Raw genomic sequence first — 18588 nt, 5'->3', positions numbered from 1 at the left:
AATAGATGACTCAACCCCTATTATAAAGTATCAAAATTTCTCATTCATTTTATCTGTCTATTGATAGATAAAATTTTCGGCGTTGTGTGAATTGAAATTGGTAATGGGTAATGGGTAATGGGTAATGGGTAATGGGTAATGGGTAATGAAGGGGTAAATCGAAGAGCCTAACTTTCTGCTTCTAAAGCCTTTTTTGCTTCCGATAATTTTCGTTTATATTCTTCACTGATTTTTGGGTATTGTAAATTTAATTCTTGTAACTTTTGGCAAATAATATCTGCTACTATTAATCTTGTAAACCACTTGCGATCGGCCGGGACAATATACCAAGGAGCAAATTCCGTGCTAGTGTGGTTAAAGACTTCTTCATAAGCATTCATATAATCATTCCAGAAAAAGCGTTCTTGTAAATCACTAGCGGAAAATTTCCAATTTTTTTCTGGTGAGTCAATGCGTTCCAAAAACCGTTTTCTTTGTACCGACTTAGAGACATTGAGAAAAAACTTGAGAACAATCACACCATTATTAACCAAATATTTTTCAAAATTATTAATTTCCTCAAAACGCTGTTTCCATATTTGATCACCTTTAGGAAAAATGGGTAATTGTTGTTTTTTAAGAATTTCTGGATGTACACGCACTATGAGTAATTCCTCATAATAAGAACGATTAAAAATACCAATTCTTCCCCTTTCCGGTAAAGCCCTCATTGAGCGCCATAAATAATCATGATCTAACTCTTCTTCACTGGGTGCTTTAAAACTAAATACCTGACATCCTTGGGGATTGACACCAGACATAACGTGTTTAATGGTACTATCTTTACCAGCAGCATCCATAGCCTGAAAAATAATCAACAAAGAATAATTATTTTGAGCATAGAGAATATCTTGATACTTAGCTAACTGTAAAATACCCGCTTTTAATTTTCTGACAGCATCACCTTTTTGATGAAATTCACACTTATAACCTGGGTTATAATCCTTGACCAAAGAAATTTGAGAACCTGGTTTAACAATATAAGGATCATGATTCATTGAAAAAAATTAGCACTCCTATAAAACCTTTAAACTTAATTCTAGAGACAAAAACCAGACATTCTAAATATAACCTTCCTCCTCCGCGTCCTCCGCGCCTCTGCGGTTAGATAAACAACCCTGAAACCGCAGAGAGAGGGAGTCAAAAAAATCAAAAAAATCAAAAAAATAATATTTTATTTCCTGACTTCTAAGAAACAGAAGATTGTAATTTGGTTAACTCCGCTAAAACTTCCGTACTGTGAATACTAGGATTAACCTTGACAAAAGTTGCGCGTAAAATCCCTTGAGGATCAATAATAAAACTATGGCGCATAGAGAAAAAACTCATCCAAGAACCATAAGCTTTACTAACTGTTCCCGTAGTATCAGCTAACAAAGGAAATTTTAACCCTTCGGAATCACAAAATTCCGCATGAGAATCAACATCGTCAGCACTGATACCAATAACTTGAGTATTTTTCTCAATGTACTTAGATAGGTCTTGCTGAAAACGTCGAGCTTCAATAGTACAACCAGAAGTAAAATCTTGAGGGTAGAAATAGAGAACTACCCACTGACCGCGAAAATCAGCCAAAGAGATTTTACCATTGCCTGTATTAGTTGGTAAAGTAAATTCTGGGGCTAGTTGATTAATTGTCGGTAATTTACCGCCTAAAGCTTGAGCATTGGGTGTAAAATTCAACCAATTAATCACAGCTAAACAAGTAGCAAATAAAATGCTCAGAAAAGTGCGACGGGAAATCATGGTTTAAATCAGAAACATAACTTAATATAAGTTTACATTCTTCTCGTCCCCTATTTTGCATCTGAATCAGATTCCGGTGGTTTTTCAATACTTTCAATGTATTGGCTATCTATGAGAAAAGCCCCTCTAGTAAAGCGGACACCCCAATAACCACCAGGGCGACAGTCAATAACTATACCTTCTTCCCCAATGTGAATGACATCAGCAGGACGTAACATAGGCATAGGTTCAGCAGTTTTCAGGTATGGTGGTAAGCATACCACACGGACTTTACTACCAATTGGGAATTGTGGGGACATTTTGTAATAATTTGTATTCCATAATTTTGCAAGCGGTTAGCATTGGGTCTTTGCGCTTTAGCGTGAGACTAAATCAAACTTCAATTATACAACACTCAAGAAAACATATCTAGAAAATTATGTTACGTGATTTTAAAAACAGAAGTGAATTAGTTACATACCTGCGGGAACAGTTTCCCCAAGCAGCAGATGATCATGTTAGTAATATTCCAGGGGGAAGGAAAGCAGCGGAGGAAGCACTCAGAAAAATTGATCCGGTAGCTTATGCAAAAACACGGAATTTTTTAGATGGTAATGTTACTAAATTATCAGCTTATATTCGTCATGGTGTTTTAAGTTTGGGAGAAATTCGAGAATATGTACTCAAACGAGTTGACAACCCAGATGATGCTAATAAATTGATTCAGGAATTAGCTTGGCGTGACTACTGGCAAAGATTATATGTTAAACTGGAAGACCGGATTTGGCAAAATCAGGAAGAATATAAAACCGGTTATCTACCCACAGACTATACAGCCAAATTACCAGAAGATATCACCACTGGAACTACAGGGTTAGTTTGCATTGACAGCTTTAGTCAGGAATTGCGAACCACTGGCTATCTCCACAATCATATTAGAATGTGGTTAGCAGCTTATATTATTCATTGGCGACGGGTGGAATGGCAAGCCGGCGCAAAGTGGTTTTTGCAACATTTACTCGACGGTGATCCAGCAAGTAACAATATGTCATGGCAATGGGTAGCAAGTACATTTAGTCACAAACCCTATTTTTTCAACCGCGAGAATTTGCAACGTTACACAAAGGGAGTTTATTGTCATCAGTGTCCTTATTTAGGTAAGTGTGACTTTGAAGGAAGTTATGAACAAATAGAACAGCGACTTTTTCCCAAAGCGGAATTTAGTAAACAACATCATAATCAAACCTGGCAAAAAGGAACTAAACGCAAATAAGCACTTTCCTTACCTGTGTTTTGTTAATAAATGTAAAGAACAGATTCCACCAGCAAAATCAAATGATATATTAAATCCATAGGACACCAAACAGATAAGAAACCAACCAAAAAGGGCGAATGATCTAGTGTCCCCTGTCATCAGCCCAGCAAATTACAGCATTATTGATGATCAAGTGGCAAGTAGCCAATTGTGAGTGGCGAGGCCAAATCCCAGAGCGGAAAGACGTAGAGATGCTGTGTTTGTGTTCCCACTAGTCCACCTTTAGTAACTTAGATTCACTTACTTTACTTTAATCATTTGAAAGCTGCAAATTCACTATAACCCGGTCAATCTTGATCGGGTTTTTAGATGATCAGAACCTCGTTAGTAATACCCAATTGATTAAGTTAGTAAACCTCGTTTTTTTAATTTAGCTAGTGCGTCTTCAGCAGCAGCTTTTTCTGCATCTTTTTTGCTACGTCCTTTACCTTCACCATATTCTTTTCCATCAATTAATACCTTAGCGATAAATTCTGGGGCGTGAGATGGACCACCTATATGTTCTGTTACATATTTAGGAGGATTTAAAGTGACTTCCCTTTGTACCCATTCTTGCAATTGGTTTTTAGAGTCTACATTTGAGCGAGTTTCAACAATATGTTTTGATGCAGAATCAAATAATGGTTCAACAATAGCGCGAACTGTGTCAACATCACAATTGTGATCTAAATAATAAGCACCAATTACTGCTTCAAAGGTGCTACTGAGTAAGTTAGGATTTTGAAAACCTCCATCTCTAATTGTCCCTTTTCCTAATCTCATTCTCAATTCTATACCTACTTCAAGGGCGAATTTTGCTAATTGTTTTTCTTCTACTAATGCAGAACGCAGACGAGTTAATTCATCCTCTCCTTTTTGGGGATAACGACAATAAAGATATTGTCCACTGATAAAATTGAGTATGGCATCACCAAGAAATTCTAAGCGTTCATTGTGTTCCCCTTCTCCTGGGTTCTCATTGACATAAGAACGGTGGGTAAGCGCTTGACGCAGAAGTGTTTCATTATTAAATGTGAGAAGTTTGTGCATTTGTTTTATATATTAACTATGTTGAAAAACTATGTTGAAAATGAAAAAACCACTAAGTGCAGTTTGTAGAATCCTTAGATGGCTCTTGTGGTATGGCTCTTGTGGTGCGGACATCCTGTCCGCTTTAATTAGATAAATTAAAATTAATGCAGTATTGATTCAGTAATCAAACACCACTATTTTTCTCTCCCCGTCAGATTCAAAAGCCATTTTACAGCACTTTCTACATCTGGAACTTGTTCTCCTGGGGGTATAGGTGGACGTTTTACCATCACAACTTTTATACCTAGTTTCCGGGCGGCGATAATTTTAGGATATGTGGCACTACCACCGCTATTTTTGCTCACAATAGTATCTATATTGTATTTGAGTAAAATTTCCTGTTCCTTTTCTAAATTAAAAGGACCGCGATCGCTTATGATCAAACCAGGTGGTACTATGGCATTGGCATCTGGGGGATCAATCATCCGCATTAAAAACCAAATTTCTGCTAACTTTGCAAAAGTAGCAATTTCTTGTCTACCAATTGTTAAAAATACTCGTTGAGATTGATTTGATAAGGCTGCTGCTGCGGCCAGATTATTTTCCACTTCTAACCAGTTATCACCCTCTAATTTTTGCCAAGGTGGACGAATTACCATTAATCGCGGAATACCCACTTCCTCTGCGGCTATGGCTGCATTTGCAGAAATCTGATCAGCGAAAGGATGAGTAGCATCAATTAATAAATCAATGTGCATTTCTCGGAGATAAGTAGTCAATCCCGCTACACCACCAAAACCGCCAATCCTCACATTACCAAGGGGAAGGTTAGGTTTACGGGTACTACCAGCTAAAGAGGCGATCGCCTCAATACCGTGAATATTTGCTACCTTAGCAGCCAACTCAACCGCATCACCAATCCCACCTAAAATTAAAACGCGCAACATATCAATTTTGTTAACTTTGAACTTTGGATGTTTACTATTTACTGCTTAAAATAAATTTGCACCTACTATGATGTTTTTCACCTTGAATAACTAATGTTGATTCAGACTAGATTCTAGAGTTTTAACTTGGTTTTGTAATTTTTCCACGGTTTGGACATGAGATTGTTGTAATGCAACTAATAACCAAATCGAACTACCAGTAAATATTGTCAGCACAGCTATTAAAAGACTTATTAGCAATTTTACCTGAAAATTCAGACGTTTGACCTGATTTTGATCTATAATCTGGGAACTAGCAGCTATATTTTCAGGTTCATTTTCTACCACCACCTCTATTTTTAGTGCTTCCTCTTTAGGAAATGCAACTTTACTTTTTAACCATCCAGTAATCAACTGAGGACAATTAGTTTTAACCCATTTCCAAGCCAATATTTTCACCGCTGGTTTAGATATTTTGGTCATAAATTTCAGAGTTTTATTGAGAGTTCCCAACTGAAACTTTTGGTTAATTAAATTGGTGACACCGATATCATATAAACAATCTATAAGCAACTTAATTGTGATTTCTTCATTATAAACTAAAGTTTTTATCAATATAAGCACTTCATTCATCAATTTTTCTTCTCGGTCTTTTTCTGGAGAATGTTGTGTTAAATTCTTTGATATTTTTACTGGTTCAGACATACTAGACCTCTGAAATAATTAATTTTATGTTATACTTGGAGGTTTGCTTAATTTTAGATAAAAGTTATAATTACACCGCTATGGTTGAATTTACAACCGCAAAGAACACCCAAAGATACATAAAACCTAAAACTATTTATCATACCACAGAAACAATTGTGCAACAGATCTACTTTAATGTTGAGTATAAGTTTTATTTTTTTAAATTGACGATATCATGTAGGGAAACTGGCGCAGATTTTCACTTCTTGATCAGGATATGATTTCATATTCAGCCAAAATCCGCTCACTTTCATCTACCTGTTGAGTAAGTTCCCGAAATACGTGGAGCGGGGATTTTGTCGTATACAGCACTTATTAATCCGCAATTCTCCACGCAAATTTTCGCTTTATCCCCTTTTTAGCGGTAAAGTCTCCTAGGGATCAAGTGTAATTTTAATTACACATCACCCTGGTAAATCTAACGCAATTAACAAAGCTTGTTCCAGATGTGCCATGACAACTTCCGAAAGTACACCTCGTAAGCGCAAAAAGCGGGTCTTAGATAATACCCGCACCTGATCTGCCATTGCGATCGAGTCCTTCTTGAGACCGCCATCTGGTGCTAAAATTAAAACTTGAGTGGGGTAAACTCGCTTCCCGTCTTGATAGGTGGTACAGGGTACTGCTAAAACTACTGGGCTGGATAGATTAATCACATCACGACTAACAATAATCACTGGACGAGTTCCTCCTTGTTCTGAGCCTTCAGTCGTTTCTAAACGAGCATCATACACCTCACCCCTTCTCATCTTGGAGATTCCCCTAACTGCAACGCCTCCCACTGGGCTGTAGCAAATTCTACCTCTAGTTTTAGGACTTCAGCCTGATAATCTGGATCATTAGCCATTTCTGCCAATGCGGCATCAATTTCAGAACGCTTCTGTATGGCTAGTTCCCTTCGTAAAGCCTGGGCGACAAAATCATTGCGATTTTTAGCTTTTCCTTCCATAACCGCTTTATCTGTGGCTTCTAGGAGTTCTCTGGGAATGGTTAACGTCGTGCGAACGGTTTCTGTTTTCATGGCGCGTTCATTATTTTGATGACTGAAGTGATGCCTTATATCATATCGTTTTCCGCATCACACAAAATTAAAAATTAAAAATTAAAAATTAGTCGTTCTCAATTGTTTATTCTCAATTTTCCCGGATACTTTTCTAATTTATCACCTAAAACACCACCAATTGTGGCAATCTGAGAAGTATAACCTCTGGCGATCTGATATTTTAATTACAGAAAATCTACCTGTTGGGATTATGCAAACTCTGTCAACTCTGGAAATTAGCAACACTACATCTAGTCAACCAGCCTTTGATACCACTATTAAACGCCGCAAAACCCGCGCTGTCAAAGTGGGGGATGTGATCATTGGGGGTGGATACCCAGTGGTGGTACAGTCAATGATCAATGAAGACACCCTAGATATTGACGGTTCTGTAGCCGGTATTCGTCGTCTTCATGAAATAGGCTGCGAAATTGTCCGTGTTACAGTCCCCAGTCTTGGACACGCTAAAGCATTGGCAGAAATTAAACAGAAATTAATTCAAACTTATCGTGATGTACCAATTGTGGCTGATGTCCATCACAATGGTATGAAAATCGCCTTAGAAGTCGCCAAGCATATTGAAAAAGTGCGAATTAATCCAGGCTTGTATGTATTTGAAAAACCCAATACCAGCCGCACCGAATATACAAAAGCTGAATTTGACGAAATTGGTGAAAAAATCCGTGAAACTTTAGCTCCGCTGGTAATTTCCTTGCGTGATCAAGGTAAAGCCATGCGAATTGGCGTAAATCATGGTTCTTTAGCGGAAAGAATGTTATTTACCTATGGGGACACACCAGAAGGCATGGTAGAATCTGCCATAGAGTTTATCCGCATTTGTGAATCTTTGGATTTTCATAATGTCGTCATCTCCATGAAAGCCTCACGAGTTCCTGTCATGGTGGCTGCATATCGTCTTATGGCCAAACGTATGGATGATTTGGGTATGGACTATCCTCTCCATCTAGGCGTGACCGAAGCAGGGGATGGAGAATATGGTAGAATTAAATCCACCGCCGGTATTGCCACATTACTAGCTGACGGCATTGGTGATACAATTCGTGTATCTTTGACAGAAGCACCAGAAAAAGAAATTCCCGTTTGTTACAGCATTCTGCAAGCTTTAGGTTTGCGGAAAACAATGGTTGAATATGTCGCTTGTCCTTCTTGTGGACGGACTTTATTTAATTTAGAGGAAGTGCTGCATACAGTTAGAGAAGCCACCAAACATTTAACTGGGTTAGATATTGCTGTGATGGGTTGTATTGTCAATGGACCTGGAGAAATGGCAGACGCTGACTATGGTTATGTTGGTAAAACTCCTGGTTACATTTCTCTATATCGTGGTCGGGAAGAAATTAAAAAAGTTCCCGAAACCCAAGGGGTAGAAGAGTTGATTAATCTGATTAAAGCAGACGGACGTTGGGTAGAACCTTAATTTATCAAACTTTTACTTCTGTCCCCCTGTTAGATTAGATTACTTATTTTTTTAAACTAACTGCAAAGAAAGTTAATAATTTTTGAGGGGGAAGGGGTAAAAAATGATTTTTGATTTCTTTGTCAGGATCAAGATTTACAGGATTTGAGGATTTTCATAATTAGGAACTTGCCAATAAAAAACAATACCCAAAAGTTTCCTGTGGTGCGGGCATCTTGCCCGCAGAATATTAATATTAATAATATTCCTATTACTCTAAATCAGGTTCTACACCCAATGATCTTAATTGAGCAATTAATCTTTCTGTTTTTTGTCTTTCCTGTTCAGCCCATACCCAAACCTAATTCTATTCTAGGATTCCAAAAACGATTATCTACTAATTCTATTTTGAGATAAGAGGTTGAGAAAGAAAAAAAGAGCAGAGGGGAAAAGAGCAATAGTATAAAGTGCTACTCAGTAGCAAGTAGAGAAACCGCAAGTCGAAAACCGTAGAGGCGATAAGAAAGGCCGCGCGAATCCTTAAGGCGAAGCGCAGACCGACAGTACCTGGCAAAGTAATACCAAGAACCGCCGCGAAGTAACTTTATATTACTACCGCTTTGATTTTTCCAAGCACTACCATTTATAGGTGCGTTTATATAATTTTCATGCCAGTCATCTTCACACCACTCCCACACATTCCCGTGCATATCGTACAAGCCAAAAGCGTTAGGGGGAAAAGTTCCTACATCTGTAGTTTGTTGGCGATATTTACCTTTAGGTGCGGACTTATAGGGATAATTACCATTGTAGTTTACTAAATCCGTGGTGATGTTGTCACCAAAAGAGAATGGCGTTTTTGTCCCGGCTCTACAAGCATATTCCCATTCTGCTTCACTGGGCAATCTGTAGTTTTTTCCTGTCCTTTGGCTTAACTTTCGACAGAATGTAACCGCATCATCCCAACTGACAGTTTCAACTGGGCGGTTATTGCCTTTGAAGTAAGAGGGATTATGCCCCATAATAGCTTGATATTGTGCCTGTGTCAAGGGATATTTGCCCATAAAAAAGCTGGGAACTGTAACTTGATGTTGGGGACCTTCATCATCATGTCTTTTTGCCTCATTTGCCGGTGAACCCATCCAGAAAGTTCCTCCCGGTATGGCGATCATTTCTAATTTAACACCATTTCCTAAATCTTCGGTAAATGATGATTGGGGATTGATATTTACGTTAATATTTGCTGGTGGTTTGGGTGGGTTTGTGGCTGTGGGAATAACTCCTGTTTTTTTATTTGCTAATGCGGCTAAAACTTCTGTGGCTGATTGATAACGTTTAACAGGAATATCCTGTAACATGATTTCTAATACCGTTGTTAATTCCTGACTTAAAGAAACATACTTTTGCCATTGCCATTGCATTTTTCTAGTATCAAATAATTTATCTGCACCATCAGCTTCTTGAAAATGTCCCGTCAATAATCTGACACAGGTAACAGCTAAACTATAGAGATCACTACTATGATAAACCATACCCCGAAACTGTTCTGGTGGCGCGTATCCAGGAGTACCTACTGTAGTCCCCACTCTAGTTAAAATAGTTCCACTTGTTTCTTTGGAAACGCCAAAATCAATTAGAAATAATTGACCGGTTTTACTTCTAATAATATTTTCGGGTTTTATATCTCGATGAATAACTTGATTGTCATGGATAAATTGCAAAACTGGCAATAATTCTGTGAGGATAATTCTGATTTGTGGTTCTTTTAATTTACCTTGATTTTGAAACTCTTCTAATAGGTTTTGACCATCAATAAAATCTTGGACTAAATAAAGTCTACCATCTTGGGGAAAGAAGGCTTCTAAATCTGGTATTTGCGGATGTTTTCCTAATTCTTGGAGTCTTTTGGCTTCTTGTTGAAATAATTCGGTGGCTTTTTGTAAAGCCGCACTTCCAGCTTGTTGGGGTAAGAATTGTTTGATAACGCAGGGAGTATTTAATCTTTTTTCATCTATTGCTTGAAATGTTCTGCCAAAACCACCTTCTCCGAGAAACTTAATGGGACGATAACGATCATCTAGAATAATTTTACCACCACATTTTTGACAAAAGCTAGTACCTTGGGGATTTTGATGAAGACAGGTGGGATTAAGACATTGACTCATGGTAGATACTTGGTAAATCTAAGGATAATTATACTAAACAATTTTAGTTAATAACTCTGATTTTTCTCAAGTCAGAAATGGCCAAGGCCATGCTTTGCTAACAAGACGTATCGGGTTAAAACCATCAGATCAATTGCCTAAATTATGAAGAATTGTCAAGTCTTCTGGCTGTAAGGCCTTCAGTAGCATAAAATCTTGAATTGGGAATTGCTATTCCCTAGCTTCTGTGCTTGTTAATTACTCATCAGTCTAGTAATATACGCAAATAACGACTAATTAGCAATTATCAATTACTAATTACCAATCGTTGTGTTAGATTAGTCATACTTGACATATATTTTTTTTCTTTGACACAGTTGTCATTATGGTAATTACAAAGAGTAAGCTGGTTTTAAGTGCTACAGTAGTAACGCTTTCTACAATCGTTATTACTAGTCTTGGCATTCACTCCATTGGTAAAGCTTCATTTAAAGACAGTCACAAGGATTTAGTAGATGAAGTTTGGCAGATTATTAACTACCGATACGTAGATGGAACTTTTAATCAGCTAGATTGGCAAGCTGTTCGTCAGGAATACTTAAACAAGTCTTATACTGATGAAAAGGAGGCTTATAAGTCCATCCGGGAAATGCTGAAAAAGCTAGAAGACCCTTACACGCGGTTTATGAACCCGGAAGAATTTAAAAATTTACAAGTTGATACCTCTGGAGAACTTACAGGTATTGGTATAACTATTAGTCAAGATGAAAAAACTAAACAACTGCTTGTCATTGCTCCTATTGAAGATACACCGGCATTTAAAGCAGGTATTTTAGCCAAAGATATTATTCTGGAAATTAATGGTAAAAATACCAAAGGGATGGATACAAATGATGCAGTATCTCTGATTCGTGGCAAAGCAGGAACCAGGGTAAAGCTAACAATTCTGCGTAATGGTCAGAAAAAACAATTCGATATCCAACGAGCGCGAATTGAGATTCATCCTGTGCGCTATTCGGAAAAGAAAACTCCAGCAGGTAATATTGGCTATATTCGCTTGAATCAATTCAGCGCCAATGCTAGTAAGGAAATGAAAGATGCTATTCAAAACTTAGAAGCTAAAAAGGTTTCTGGATATATTTTAGACTTACGTAGTAATCCCGGAGGTTTGCTATACGCGAGTATAGAAATTGCCCAAATGTGGATGAATAAAGGCACTATTGTTTTTACTATTGACCGCCAGGGTACGCAAGATAAACAAGTAGCAAATGGCTCTGCTTTGACTAATAAGCCCTTGGTAGTATTAGTAGATAAAGGTTCAGCCAGTGCTAGTGAAATCCTTTCTGGGGCGTTACAAGATAATAAAAGGGCGATTTTAGTAGGAAATCAAACTTTTGGTAAGGGTTTAGTCCAATCTGTGCAGCCTTTAAAATCTGGTTCGGGTTTGGCTGTAACTATTGCTAAATATCATACTCCCAGTGGAAAAGATATTAATAAACATGGTATTGATCCAGATGTGAAGGTAGAATTGACTGATGCTCAACGTCAAGATTTATGGTTGCGTGAACGGGATAAATTAGGGACTCTTGCAGATCCTCAATTTGCGAAAGCTGTGGAATTATTAGGTAAACAAACCACTCAAAATACAAGTACAATTAGGAAAAATTAAATAAACATCTAGGTAAAGTAGAGTAAAGACGTTCCATGGAACGTCTCTACCAATGAACCATCTAAACCTATCACCTGACAAGAATCAGGATTTCAACTTAAATTCATCAAACTTAACAACTCCAGTATCGGGTTTTTTCGTATCAAAAAGATAGCTGCTAATTGTGCCTGTTCCTGTGTCGAAAATGCTAAAAACTGTAATATCATTACTGGCAATATAAGGCTGTGGTTGACCATCTTCTCCTAATAAGGGCGAAAGAGTTGGTACAATCGGTTGTAAACCATTAGGATCACCAATTGCGATACAATCTTTTTGATAGTTATTTGGTATTTCTCGTTGTCTTTCCCCCCAAGCAGCACCATAAGAGTTACCGACATTAGATGTTTCTAAAAAGTGCATTCCACTAGCACTGATAAAACGATTCCATAAGTGGGAATGTCCATAAAATACTAATTGCACTTTAGCAGTTTCTAATAAGGGAATAAGATCACGAATAATATAATCTTGATCTTTGGGATATTGATAATCTATTGATTTGATTTCTCCTAAATCATTGTGTTCTATTATTCCTATGGGATTAGTATAAGGTGGAATAATATTACAACCCAATGTATGCGGTGGATGATGGAACATAACAACTTTATATTTTGCTTGTTGAAATTCCTGGCTGTTAAGTTCTTGTTTTAGCCAATTATATTGTTGACTACCTGCAAAAATTGGTTCATAAATAATTTGTCCATAACCCCAATTTTCTGGATGATTAAAGTCTTTTTCTGCTTCTCGATATCGCCCTTTAGTATCTCGATCTAATCTAGGACTACGCCACATATTTGTAACATAAAGAACAACAAGACGCACATCTCCAAAACTAACAGCATAGTAGGTTTTTCCCCCTGGTTGACTTGCAGGTAAAGATAAAATTTCCTCGTAAGTGTCAGTATTAAAGGAATGATCTTTTAAGGATTTTTCGCCAGATAATTTTTTAGCAATTTCCCGGGGAATAGTATCATTAAATTCATCATCTAAACTTGCTGTTCTTTGAAATCTACCCATAACTTCATGATTACCAATACAAGTAAACATGGGTGCATTTTGAATAATTTTCCCTCCTGTATAAGTGACCTTAACTCCATTATGTTCTATCTGATATTTAGCGTGACCTTGTAAACCAGGAAAGAAAGCATTACCTCGATTATCATCAAACCATTCAGAAGCGCGGTCTGAAACATTGACTAAATCACCCGCAAACCATACTCCGTCTATTTGTCCTACAGTTTCCACAACCTTTTGTAGGTTTGCGGCCGTCATGGGTTTTAGTTGGTGGTCCGAGGTGAGGAGGATTTTTAATGGTGTTCCCGGTTGGGGAGTGGTTGTCAGGGTAAAAACTTCGCTACTGACACTTTGACCATCTTCCCGGACACTGGTAACGCGATAGGGAACTCGCACACCAGTAGTTAATTCTGTTACTAGGGCTTCATGTCGCCAAATATGACGTTGAACGGGTTTTTGGTAAATTTGCCCGTTTTGAGTCTGATTCCCGACTCGTGATTCTTGGTCTTCTCTGGTGCGGCTGAGTTTGGTAGTACGGGCTGGGGAAGTTTTCTGGAGATTTTCTCCGTAACTGACTGAATGATGATCACCAAGAAACTCGGTAAACCACACTACTTGTACTGTTGTTGGGGTTGGTAGTTGTAAAAATGGATCTGTCAGCAATTGTGGTGCTGATTTCATGATTATTTGCCCAAAATAACTCAAGTTTGCTATAACTATATTACGCAAAGGCGATCGCTCTGTTAACTTATTAATTTAAGAATAAAAATAAAGTCGTATTGACAATGCTTCTACAGCCGTTGAACTCTCGTCAAAAAACAAAACCCCCACTAAATAAATAGAGGGGGTGATGTGGTTGTAAATAATAAACCTGGCATCGAGCTATTTTGACATGGGGCTACCCCCAAACTATCGTCGCCGCAGCAGCGTTTCACCTCTGAGTTCGGGAAGGGATCAGTGTGGTTCCACCGCGCCATAGACACCAGGAAAGCCTGTTGGGAAGTCAAAAGTCAAAAGTCAAAGGTCAAAAATCAAAAATCAAGTTTTGAAATCTGAGTTTTAACTTGACAGAAACCCTGAAGACTGCATTTGAGAACGAGAAATAATAATAGCAATTAAGAATATAGAGGTCAAGCCCTCGGTCTGTTAGTACTCCTCTGCTACATACATTACTGATGCTAAAATTATCTTAGAATGCTTGCCAGAAAAAATCAAAGCAGCTTTAATTGCCCGTGCTGCTGAAATTGACTATCCAGTAGAAGCTATTATTGAAATGGCGTTCACGTAGTGTCTCTGAAAGAGAATCGCTAGTTTCCTAGATACCGAAGCATTAGGTTTCGCAGACTGCAAACCAGGACGAGGACAATAGCAAACAAGAAATATATATTAGTATTATTTGAAACTAATATATGCTACGTAATTTACTAATATTTACAAATAATTATATACAAATCTTCCTCTATTTTAACTGTTGTGATGGAGAATAAAATCATTGTTCAATTTTATCTGTGAAATTAGGACTTATGTAATTGATTCAAAATATATCAAAAAATATGACCTATATTTTTTATGAAATCATCATCAATTTTGACAATAATTTCTCACATATTCCCTAAAAACTGAAGATAATTGAAACAAGATTTTATCATTTTTTATTTTCGTGACTAAATACCTTTCTTGTAAAGACTGTAAACCATTATTAAAATCAACAACAGATAAATTTAAACCCTCTCTCAAATATTCTCTAGTAATAGGTATTTCAAACTTACTTAAATGCAATACTATTTCTTGTTCTTGGGATGATAAATGCTTAAATATTTGCTGAAAACGAGATTGCATTTGATGGGTAATGTGCAAAGTATTCTCAGATAAAAAATCAGCCACTTGACCATCATAATTCTTATTAATTAAGATACTCACACTTTTTAAATCAATAAAATTACCTGCATATAAATCAATTAATTTTAACCAATTATCTTCATTTTTTAATCCTCTATTTTGGATAATATGAACATCATATAATCCAGATACTTCTAAAGACTTAATCAGACATAATTCATTATCTAAACATTCAATTTCTGAACATTGTTCTTGACTAATCACAATTACATGACTTTGATGTTTAACCTCTGTCAGCATATTAAAAAAGTTTTGATAATCTTGATATTCAAGTTTGTATTGTCCTGCAAATTTACCAGGGATAAATATATTTTGTAAATCATCAAGAATAATTAAACATTTATGATTCGCAAAAACATCTAATAATTGTTTTAATCGTTTATCTAAAGTTTCTTGAGGTTGTTGTTGACAAACATTCAATAAATCGGTAACAAATAAATCTAAAGGTTGAGGATATTTTAAACTTCTCCAAATAACCACTGCAAATTTCTGTAAGTTTAAATCAATAAATCTTTTAACTAAAGTAGTTTTACCAGTTCCATATAATCCTGATACTGAAATTAAACGAGTATTTTGCTTAAATATCCAATCAGAGAGTTTTTCTAATTCTGTTTCTCGTTGATAAAATTTTATAATTTCAGGAGCTAAAGTTAAATCATAACTAGATAATTTAGATTCCGTATTTATATTACTTTTATCATCTTCTTTATTAGGTTGATTTAATGTTTGCGAATTAAAATTAAAATGATTATTACCAATATAAATATTTGGCATTTGAGATGATTTAATATATATCCTTTCCAAAGTAGAACAAAAATTAGTTTTTTTTATATTTTCATGTAATATTTCCGATAAAAGTTGCCATAATTCAGATCCTACATCTCCTACATGACTGCTAGAAAGATTATATTCGCTGGCAATATAATCATAAGTTTGTCTTTTCCAAGTCCCTTCAACTACAGCAGTTTGGACATCATCTAGATGTTTTCCCGTTTTTTCAAATACCATTTTATCAACGAATTTTACAACTTCATCAACAGTCATAAAAACTATATGGGGTAAAGGTTTCAGTAATTATAGCAAAAGATAATCCTATTTTTACGCATATTTTCCGATTTTATACGTAAAATTTTGTAATAAATCTCCCGATAAAATCCGATGTTTTCCAATAGACAGATGACTCAGATTTTGAAACGATAATAATTAAGTAAAAAACCAACTTACTCAAAGCAGTGTTTGATATTTTTCAGAGAATCTGATTTTACTCGTGATCAAAAAATAGAGTCACTCAAAAATTAATCACAATGTCTTACTTAAGTAGTGAACAGAAAATCCAGCAACCCCCTGTTAATATAGAGGTTAAGCCCCCGACCATAGCTAAATTTGGTCAAACAGGTACAGGAAAAACAAGTCTTTCTAATGCTTTATTTGGGGTAAATTGGCGTACAGATTATGCTGTTGCTTGTACTCAAACTGTCACCGAATACGAAGGTAAAATGTTACCTGAAATTCATCAAGGTAAAGATTTTACTTGGCGACTTTGTGATACTCCTGGTGTTGGAGAGAGTGAATATGCGGATGATCAGCATTTTGAACATATTTATGAAACTTTTCACAAAGCAAATGTAATTTTATGGGTTCTTCAGGCTGATACCCGTGCATTTGCAGAAGATCAAAAAGCAATTTTGAAATTAACCAACAACAAACAAAAAGTACCTGATGCTCATTATCTAATTGTTCTTAATCAAATTGATAGAGTACATCCTGAAAATTGGGATACTTTGAAAAATCAACCATCACCAGAACAATTATCTCTAATCCCAGAGAAATTAGAAATTGTCTATCAACGCTTCTCTCCCTACATACCCATTGAAAAACAACATATTATTCCTTGTTCTGTTGTTAATAATTATGGGTTAGACAATCTTGTCAATACAATTAACAACTTTAATTATCTCACAAATCCAATTAATAACTTGAATTAGAGGAGTTACAAAAATGGGACTTTTTCAGAAGAAAGTATCACCAGAACAACAAAAAATAGTAGATAACTTACGCAAAGTTTTAGGTGATAAAGACTTTAAACTTTTTGAAAGATTAGTTCAAGAAGAACTAGCACATTCTCCCAAAGTAGCCATTATTGGTAAATCAGGCGTTGGGAAAAGTACCACCATTAACGCCTTATTTGGTTTAGATGAAAAAGTCAGCCATACTACACATGGAACAACAGAAGCCAGTAAACAAATAATTGAATTACCCCAAGGAGGAAAATTAGAAGTTATTGATATGCCTGGTTTAGGAGAAGACATCGAACTAGATGAAGAATACGCTAAAATTTACGAGCGAACTTTACCAAAAGCGGATGTTGTTGTCTATATTATTCAGGGAAATTTAAAGGCATTAACAGAAGATCAAAAAATACTCAGAGACATTGTAGAAAAGGTCATGGTTAATTTAAAAAGTCGTCTAGTAGTGGGATTAAATCAAGTTGATAAAATTGGTCCTGGTACATGGAATACCGAATTTAATTATCCATCTCCTGAACAGGAAGACAATATCAATCGTCGTTGTCAAGATATTCAGAAGAAGTTAAGTTCTGCCCTTGCTATTAAAGTTGAACAAGTTGAATATTACTCAGCAGACAAACGATATAGACTCTATCACCTTCTAGCAGCAATTATCAAAGCATCGGGTAACGTCGGCTGGAAATTTAGTATTAATCCTGCTGATCCTATTGAACTAGCAGATCCATCTGTCCAGAATTTATTGAGAAAGGAATTGGGAATTTAGAAAATTATTCCAGTGGTCATAATTTTTGTTTAGCTAAGACGGAGGTTCAAGAATGGATTATACGGAGGTTCAAGAATGGATTATGATAATTTAGAGCCAGAAGAAAGAGAAATCCTTAAAAGATATCGACAACTTTCTCAATCTCAAAAGGAAGCAGTAACCGCTAGTAAGCAGTCTTTTATTGATTGGATTAAAACTTCTGTTTCATGGGTATGGGATAAAATTAAAGGCTATGCTAACGATTTATGGAATTTGCTGAAAGGCTTATTCTAAGAACTTTGAGAAATCACATTAAACAGGAGTAAAAGATGGAATTATCAGATGAAGAACAAGAAATTATTAGCCGTTATCGTCAACTTTCTCATGCACAAAAAAAAGCTGTCCTTGCCAGTGAAAACTCATTTGAATCATGGATTAAAACTGCTATGGAATGGCTTTGGGAAAGAATCAGTAAAGCAATAATTGAAATGCTATTTGACTATTTACAGCGTTTTCTGCTCTGATGAGGTACAAAGTTGAATCATGAAACTCTTGTGGTGCGGGCATCTTGCCCGCTAGATATGTACCTCATAACACCGGGAGGTGCTGTAAGAGATCAATGGTAAGCTAAATTTGCCCACTTGCACATAACAAATCCAAAAACAAAACCCCCACTAAATAAATAGAGGGGGTGATGTGGTTGTAAATAATAAACCTGGCATCGAGCTATTTTGACATGGGGCTACCCCCAAACTATCGTCGCCGCAGCAGCGTTTCACCTCTGAGTTCGGGAAGGGATCAGTGTGGTTCCACCGCGCCATAGACACCAGGAAAG

Annotated in this window: 18 protein-coding genes, 2 rRNA genes and 1 pseudogene; 8 read left to right on the top strand and 13 right to left on the bottom strand. The window is 36.4% G+C overall.

Annotation, left to right across the window (positions count from 1 at the left end):
- Positions 1-167: 167 nt before the first annotated feature.
- The 3 genes from FFO06_RS16125 to sipA form a co-directional block, all read right to left on the bottom strand.
- Complete coding sequence (locus FFO06_RS16125; RefSeq protein WP_137908947.1) at positions 168-1037, bottom strand: polyphosphate kinase 2 family protein; 870 nt, start codon at positions 1035-1037, stop codon at positions 168-170.
- A gap of 190 nt (positions 1038-1227) precedes the next feature.
- On the bottom strand, positions 1228-1785 hold the full coding sequence (locus FFO06_RS16120) for a peroxiredoxin (RefSeq protein ID WP_137908946.1): 558 nt from the start codon (positions 1783-1785) through the stop codon (positions 1228-1230).
- 50 nt (positions 1786-1835) lie between these two features.
- Positions 1836-2084 carry a regulatory protein SipA gene (sipA, locus tag FFO06_RS16115; RefSeq protein ID WP_137908945.1) on the bottom strand — a complete coding sequence of 83 codons (249 nt, stop codon included), beginning with the start codon at positions 2082-2084 and terminating at the stop codon, positions 1836-1838.
- 119 nt (positions 2085-2203) lie between these two features.
- Between sipA and FFO06_RS16110 the strand changes: the two genes are divergently transcribed.
- Entirely contained in the window at positions 2204-3037 is an 834-nt protein-coding gene (locus FFO06_RS16110; RefSeq protein WP_137908944.1) for an FAD-binding domain-containing protein, read from the top strand.
- 384 nt (positions 3038-3421) lie between these two features.
- On the opposite strand, the gene rnc is transcribed toward FFO06_RS16110, so the two are convergent.
- The 5 genes from rnc to FFO06_RS16085 all read right to left on the bottom strand — a co-directional run bounded on the left by rnc (position 3422) and on the right by FFO06_RS16085 (position 6784).
- Positions 3422-4108, bottom strand: coding sequence for a ribonuclease III (rnc, locus tag FFO06_RS16105; protein ID WP_137908943.1), 687 nt, complete (start codon positions 4106-4108; stop codon positions 3422-3424).
- A 176-nt stretch (positions 4109-4284) separates the two neighbouring features.
- Positions 4285-5037: a cobalt-precorrin-6A reductase gene (locus tag FFO06_RS16100; protein ID WP_137908942.1), complete on the bottom strand. Its 753-nt coding sequence runs from the start codon at positions 5035-5037 to the stop codon at positions 4285-4287.
- A 90-nt stretch (positions 5038-5127) separates the two neighbouring features.
- A complete protein-coding gene (locus tag FFO06_RS16095; RefSeq protein ID WP_137908941.1) occupies positions 5128-5721 on the bottom strand; it encodes a hypothetical protein in 594 nt (197 codons plus the stop codon).
- A gap of 446 nt (positions 5722-6167) precedes the next feature.
- Complete coding sequence (locus tag FFO06_RS16090; protein ID WP_028085048.1) at positions 6168-6512, bottom strand: type II toxin-antitoxin system PemK/MazF family toxin; 345 nt, start codon at positions 6510-6512, stop codon at positions 6168-6170.
- Positions 6509-6784 carry a ribbon-helix-helix domain-containing protein gene (locus FFO06_RS16085; RefSeq protein WP_028085049.1) on the bottom strand — a complete coding sequence of 92 codons (276 nt, stop codon included), beginning with the start codon at positions 6782-6784 and terminating at the stop codon, positions 6509-6511. Before FFO06_RS16085 ends, FFO06_RS16090 begins: the two co-directional genes overlap by 4 nt.
- Positions 6785-7016: 232 nt before the next feature.
- Between FFO06_RS16085 and ispG the strand changes: the two genes are divergently transcribed.
- Positions 7017-8243 (top strand): (E)-4-hydroxy-3-methylbut-2-enyl-diphosphate synthase, encoded by a 1227-nt coding sequence (gene ispG / locus FFO06_RS16080; protein ID WP_137908961.1) that lies wholly within the window; start codon positions 7017-7019, stop codon positions 8241-8243.
- Between the two features lie 449 nt (positions 8244-8692).
- Here ispG and FFO06_RS16075 read toward each other — a convergent pair whose 3' ends face one another.
- Positions 8693-10387, bottom strand: coding sequence for a bifunctional serine/threonine-protein kinase/formylglycine-generating enzyme family protein (locus tag FFO06_RS16075; RefSeq protein WP_137908940.1), 1695 nt, complete (start codon positions 10385-10387; stop codon positions 8693-8695).
- A 364-nt stretch (positions 10388-10751) separates the two neighbouring features.
- Here FFO06_RS16075 and ctpC point away from each other — a divergent pair, with 364 nt between their 5' ends.
- The gene (ctpC, locus tag FFO06_RS16070) at positions 10752-12035 is read left to right on the top strand and encodes a carboxyl-terminal processing protease CtpC (protein ID WP_137908939.1); all 1284 of its coding nucleotides are present in this window, start codon (positions 10752-10754) and stop codon (positions 12033-12035) included.
- An 84-nt stretch (positions 12036-12119) separates the two neighbouring features.
- On the opposite strand, the gene FFO06_RS16065 is transcribed toward ctpC, so the two are convergent.
- Positions 12120-13766: a metallophosphoesterase family protein gene (locus FFO06_RS16065; protein WP_137908938.1), complete on the bottom strand. Its 1647-nt coding sequence runs from the start codon at positions 13764-13766 to the stop codon at positions 12120-12122.
- A 188-nt stretch (positions 13767-13954) separates the two neighbouring features.
- Positions 13955-14072, bottom strand: a 5S ribosomal RNA gene (rrf, locus tag FFO06_RS16060).
- Between the two features lie 181 nt (positions 14073-14253).
- Between rrf (FFO06_RS16060) and FFO06_RS22480 the strand changes: the two are divergent.
- Positions 14254-14454 (top strand): annotated as a pseudogene (locus tag FFO06_RS22480) (hypothetical protein).
- A gap of 212 nt (positions 14455-14666) precedes the next feature.
- On the opposite strand, the gene FFO06_RS16050 reads toward FFO06_RS22480, so the two are convergent.
- Positions 14667-16028, bottom strand: a complete 1362-nt coding sequence (locus tag FFO06_RS16050; protein WP_137908937.1) for a helix-turn-helix domain-containing protein — start codon at positions 16026-16028, stop codon at positions 14667-14669.
- Positions 16029-16288: 260 nt separating this feature from the next.
- Between FFO06_RS16050 and FFO06_RS16045 the strand changes: the two genes are divergently transcribed.
- The 4 genes from FFO06_RS16045 (at position 16289) to FFO06_RS16030 (ending at position 18277) form a co-directional block, all read left to right on the top strand.
- Positions 16289-16969, top strand: a complete 681-nt coding sequence (locus tag FFO06_RS16045) for a GTPase family protein (RefSeq protein ID WP_137908936.1) — start codon at positions 16289-16291, stop codon at positions 16967-16969.
- Positions 16970-16982: 13 nt separating this feature from the next.
- Entirely contained in the window at positions 16983-17774 is a 792-nt protein-coding gene (locus tag FFO06_RS16040) for a GTPase family protein (RefSeq protein WP_137908935.1), read from the top strand.
- Positions 17775-17849: 75 nt separating this feature from the next.
- Positions 17850-18047 (top strand): hypothetical protein, encoded by a 198-nt coding sequence (locus FFO06_RS16035; protein WP_137908934.1) that lies wholly within the window; start codon positions 17850-17852, stop codon positions 18045-18047.
- Between the two features lie 35 nt (positions 18048-18082).
- Positions 18083-18277, top strand: a complete 195-nt coding sequence (locus tag FFO06_RS16030) for a hypothetical protein (protein ID WP_137908933.1) — start codon at positions 18083-18085, stop codon at positions 18275-18277.
- 189 nt (positions 18278-18466) lie between these two features.
- Here the strand turns inward: FFO06_RS16030 and rrf (FFO06_RS16025) are convergent.
- Positions 18467-18584: ribosomal RNA gene (gene rrf, locus FFO06_RS16025) — 5S ribosomal RNA — on the bottom strand.
- Positions 18585-18588: the final 4 nt, after the last annotated feature.

It is taken from the genome of Dolichospermum planctonicum (assembly GCF_005402965.1).
GTDB lineage: Bacteria > Cyanobacteriota > Cyanobacteriia > Cyanobacteriales > Nostocaceae > Dolichospermum > Dolichospermum planctonicum.
This window is presented reverse-complemented; position numbering and strand designations above follow the sequence as displayed.

What these genes read in the sequence shown, in the direction of transcription:
- FFO06_RS16125 (WP_137908947.1), bottom strand. Translation starts at nt 1,037, where the DNA reads ATGAATCATGATCCTTATATTGTTAAACCAGGTTCTCAAATTTCTTTG.
- FFO06_RS16120 (WP_137908946.1), bottom strand. Translation starts at nt 1,785, where the DNA reads ATGATTTCCCGTCGCACTTTTCTGAGCATTTTATTTGCTACTTGTTTA.
- sipA (WP_137908945.1), bottom strand. Translation starts at nt 2,084, where the DNA reads ATGTCCCCACAATTCCCAATTGGTAGTAAAGTCCGTGTGGTATGCTTA.
- FFO06_RS16110 (WP_137908944.1), top strand. Translation starts at nt 2,204, where the DNA reads ATGTTACGTGATTTTAAAAACAGAAGTGAATTAGTTACATACCTGCGG.
- rnc (WP_137908943.1), bottom strand. Translation starts at nt 4,108, where the DNA reads ATGCACAAACTTCTCACATTTAATAATGAAACACTTCTGCGTCAAGCG.
- FFO06_RS16100 (WP_137908942.1), bottom strand. Translation starts at nt 5,037, where the DNA reads ATGTTGCGCGTTTTAATTTTAGGTGGGATTGGTGATGCGGTTGAGTTG.
- FFO06_RS16095 (WP_137908941.1), bottom strand. Translation starts at nt 5,721, where the DNA reads ATGTCTGAACCAGTAAAAATATCAAAGAATTTAACACAACATTCTCCA.
- FFO06_RS16090 (WP_028085048.1), bottom strand. Translation starts at nt 6,512, where the DNA reads ATGAGAAGGGGTGAGGTGTATGATGCTCGTTTAGAAACGACTGAAGGC.
- FFO06_RS16085 (WP_028085049.1), bottom strand. Translation starts at nt 6,784, where the DNA reads ATGAAAACAGAAACCGTTCGCACGACGTTAACCATTCCCAGAGAACTC.
- ispG (WP_137908961.1), top strand. Translation starts at nt 7,017, where the DNA reads ATGCAAACTCTGTCAACTCTGGAAATTAGCAACACTACATCTAGTCAA.
- FFO06_RS16075 (WP_137908940.1), bottom strand. Translation starts at nt 10,387, where the DNA reads ATGAGTCAATGTCTTAATCCCACCTGTCTTCATCAAAATCCCCAAGGT.
- ctpC (WP_137908939.1), top strand. Translation starts at nt 10,752, where the DNA reads ATGGTAATTACAAAGAGTAAGCTGGTTTTAAGTGCTACAGTAGTAACG.
- FFO06_RS16065 (WP_137908938.1), bottom strand. Translation starts at nt 13,766, where the DNA reads ATGAAATCAGCACCACAATTGCTGACAGATCCATTTTTACAACTACCA.
- FFO06_RS16050 (WP_137908937.1), bottom strand. Translation starts at nt 16,028, where the DNA reads ATGACTGTTGATGAAGTTGTAAAATTCGTTGATAAAATGGTATTTGAA.
- FFO06_RS16045 (WP_137908936.1), top strand. Translation starts at nt 16,289, where the DNA reads ATGTCTTACTTAAGTAGTGAACAGAAAATCCAGCAACCCCCTGTTAAT.
- FFO06_RS16040 (WP_137908935.1), top strand. Translation starts at nt 16,983, where the DNA reads ATGGGACTTTTTCAGAAGAAAGTATCACCAGAACAACAAAAAATAGTA.
- FFO06_RS16035 (WP_137908934.1), top strand. Translation starts at nt 17,850, where the DNA reads ATGGATTATGATAATTTAGAGCCAGAAGAAAGAGAAATCCTTAAAAGA.
- FFO06_RS16030 (WP_137908933.1), top strand. Translation starts at nt 18,083, where the DNA reads ATGGAATTATCAGATGAAGAACAAGAAATTATTAGCCGTTATCGTCAA.